Raw genomic sequence first — 2474 nt, 5'->3', positions numbered from 1 at the left:
GTAAGCGGTCAACGAACCCGCCCGTTGCGGTGTTAGGTCAGATAGGTTAGCGATTAAACGGTCGGCTTACGAGCGGGCGTGCCAAGCTTCCACGGCAGCAATGCTTCGTAGTCGTCGGCGACTTTTGCGTACGGCAACGCCTTGAACAGATCGACCAGATACCGATATATATCAATGTCGTTGGCCTTGCAGGTTTCGATCAGCGAGTACAGGTTGAGACTTGCCTTGGCGCCCGCCACCGTGTCACTAAAGAGCCAATTTTTTCTTCCGACGACAAACGGTCTGATTGAATTTTCGCATGCGTTGTTACAAATCGGCCAAGCTTCATTTTCAACGTAACGCATCAACTTTGGCCACTGATTGCCAAGATAGCCCAGTGCCTGCCCAAGCTTTCCGCTGGGCAGCGTCGTCTCCAGGTGCTGATCCAGCAAGTCTTTGATCTGCCCGAGCACCACGCGGCTATAGCGCCGGCGTAGGCGTGCGCATCGGTGTGGCGCTTTACGTGCGCGGGCTTCTGCCGCATACAGCTTGCCGATCAGATGAAGAAACTGCGTGGACGGCTGGTGCATTGCGCGCGCCTCTTTCGGCAGCACCTCCTGGGCTTCCACGAAATAGCGTCGCGCATGACTCCAGCAGCCCAGGTGCACCAGAGCGTTCTTCTTCGCGATGAGATCGTACACAGGGCCGCCGTCGCTCATCAACGCCGCCCCCTCGCGCATTCCCACCCACAGCTTGTCGCCATGTTCGACATGATGTCCGGGCGCATAGCTAAACAGTCGCACCGGAGGTGGTCCGACACCGTTCATTTGCACCCAGACCGCGCTTTTGGACTGCGCCGCACGCCCAGGTTCCTTAAGCACCTGGACGTTGGTCTCGTCGCCATGGCCCACGTCGCTCTCCAGCAGCACATCGCGCATCAGGTTGATCACCGGTTGAACTGCTTGACCAACCCGGATCACGCAAGCGGCCAGCGTGTTGCGCGAGATGTCGCCGCCGAAACGGCGCAGCAGCGCCGCAATCCGGTACAACGGCAAAGCGTCCATGAACTTCGACAGGATGATCCACGCCAGCGCCGCTTCCGTGAACAACCCCTTCGCAATGATGCGCAGCGGCGCCGGGGCGACTTTCAGAGTGCGGTCGCAGACCTTGCACGCATACTTGACCCGCTCGTGACGGATCACGCGAATCTGCTGCGGCACGATGTCCAGCTGCTCGCTGACTTCGACGCCGATCTCGACCAGCTCCGAGCCGTCGTGCGGGCAAACCAGTTGGTCCGCAGGCAATTCGTATCGAACCACCTCGCGCGGCAGCGCCGCATCGAGCGGACGGCGACCGCCTTTCTTGCGTTTGTGCGCGGCTACCTCGATCTCCGGCCGGTCTTCCTGCGCGGGCTGCGTCGCCGGCGTCGGGGCAAGCTGCTCCGCTTCATTGAGGAACAGGTCCCCCTGGCGGGCGTCGCGCTTCTCACTACTCGCACCGAACAGCTTGCGCATCATGAGCTTCAGCTGTTCCTTCACGAGGTCGCGCTCAGCCTTCGTCACACGTAGCTCGCCGCGCAGTGCATCGCGTTCGGCGAATGCCGCATCACGCGCGGCGATGAGTGCATTCAATTCGTCAACAGTGATCGTGAGGTGTTCGCGGGTCATGCAACCACTCTAACGAATCACCGGCCGCAATGGGTTTACCTCAATTTGTAACAGTCACCGTCGCGTCTTCGCGACCATTCACGCCCTCGCATAGCGACGCTCGGGGTGCTTGCGCATCGCCGCAAGATCGATACCCTCGAGCAGCCATTGAAATTGCTCGACGCTCAGCTCGACCACCTCGCCGTTGCGGGGCCACGCAAAACGGTCAGCCTCAAGCCGTTTCATCATTAGCCAAAATCCATTGCGCTCATAAAGCAGCAGCTTTATACGGTCGGCACGCTTGTTGCGAAATCCGTACACCGCTCGGGCGAAGGGATCACGCTTCATCGACTGCTCAACGAGCACTGACAAGCCGTTGATGCTCTTGCGAAAATCAACCGCGTCGCGATGTAGATAAACTTTTAGACTTTGGTCGAAGTGGAACACGACGTCCTCCCCAACGAATCCATCATTGCCATCAGCAGATCGACATCGCCGCTCGTGCACAACAGCTCGACATTCACGCCATTGGGCAGATGTGCCCACAACCGTGCGCGCGGCGCCAATGGACTGGCAGGCGTTGCCGCCACCTTCACCTCAACGAACGCCAAGTCCACTCCCGGTGGTTCGCTCGACTTCTCCGCGGTGATCCGGGGCTTCCCAGAACCAGCCGAGCGTGCTCGCATGTCTCGCCTAACTTTGTACAAATGTTGCTTGCTCAGCCCATGCTCACGCGCATATGCCGAAAGCGTCTTACCCTCACGCTGCGCGGCTTCAATGTGCGCCATCGCATGCTCGCCAATCTTCTTTCCACCATCATTCATATAGCCACCCTCAGCCTGCTGAAAA

General features: G+C 59.3%; 3 protein-coding genes. All 3 read right to left on the bottom strand.

All coding sequences use genetic code 11. From position 1 onward, the window contains the following. Positions 1-53: 53 nt before the first annotated feature. Positions 54-1646 carry an IS66 family transposase gene (tnpC, locus tag BSU04_RS13000; protein ID WP_089160985.1) on the bottom strand — a complete coding sequence of 531 codons (1593 nt, stop codon included), beginning with the start codon at positions 1644-1646 and terminating at the stop codon, positions 54-56. A 78-nt stretch (positions 1647-1724) separates the two neighbouring features. Further along, positions 1725-2072 carry an IS66 family insertion sequence element accessory protein TnpB gene (gene tnpB, locus BSU04_RS12995; protein ID WP_062004012.1) on the bottom strand — a complete coding sequence of 116 codons (348 nt, stop codon included), beginning with the start codon at positions 2070-2072 and terminating at the stop codon, positions 1725-1727. After that, positions 2048-2474, bottom strand: a 427-nt coding sequence (locus BSU04_RS46415; RefSeq protein ID WP_218827271.1) for a hypothetical protein, incomplete at its 5' end; no start/stop codon positions are given. The genes BSU04_RS46415 and tnpB, both read right to left, overlap by 25 nt.

Origin of the sequence: Caballeronia sordidicola, from assembly GCF_002220365.1 — a bacterium.
Taxonomy (GTDB): Bacteria; Pseudomonadota; Gammaproteobacteria; order Burkholderiales; family Burkholderiaceae; genus Caballeronia; species Caballeronia sordidicola_C.
The sequence above is the reverse complement of the archived record's forward strand: the minus strand, read 5'-3'. Positions and strand labels throughout refer to the sequence as shown.